Raw genomic sequence first — 672 nt, 5'->3', positions numbered from 1 at the left:
GGGGCCCGCTCCCCTTTTCCTCTGAGTGGGAAAGCATAAGGAAGGCATCCACAGATGTGGCAAAGAAGCACGGGATATCCGCAAGGAGGCTCCAGGAGTTCACTAGGCTAGCAGGGGTAACCTACCGCTCTCAGGGAGGAACCGGGCTTGCGGGCAAGCTCTTTGAGGTTATATTTTACACACGCTACAGGCCAAGGAGACACGCAAGCATGAACGAGGTCTTTTCACTCAGGGTCTTCGCTCCTGCCCCACTTTCCTTTAGCTGCGGCAACAGCATAGCGGCGTTCACAAAGAGCCAGGACGTCGTGAAACATGTTTTATTGTTCCTACTACGCTACGTAATTTTCGCCATGGGAGTCCCGATAAGGCTCACGCCATGCAAGGTGAACCCTTCGTGCCCCAACTACTTCGACCTTGCGGAGATGCCCTTGCGTGAAGTCCCCAGGCCTCCCCTCGCACAGAGCCTTGAGGACATAGTTGAGTACGGGTTTGGGGAGAGCTCGGTTGAGGAGGACGCATCACAGCTTGAGGCCTCACTGCCGATGTATGTGCCTAGCGAGGCCGCAAGGGACTTTGTCTCTGAGTTCATTGAGGACTTACCCCAGAACGAGGTGAGGGTCGGCTGCACTGAGAACCCAATGGAGCTTTACGGGACACTTGAGGGCCTCACTC

1 protein-coding gene is annotated in these 672 nt (G+C 55.8%); it reads left to right on the top strand.

The window, feature by feature from the left end; translation table 11 throughout:
• Nucleotides 1-672 (top strand): hypothetical protein (locus ACP5H1_RS08535; RefSeq protein ID WP_427974104.1); only part of this gene is annotated, 672 nt, incomplete at both ends.

Origin of the sequence: Acidilobus sp. (assembly GCF_049973875.1) — an archaeon.
Lineage (GTDB): Archaea > Thermoproteota > Thermoprotei_A > Sulfolobales > Acidilobaceae > Acidilobus.
Note: the sequence above shows the minus strand (reverse complement) of the source record. Positions and strands in the feature narration are given on the sequence as shown.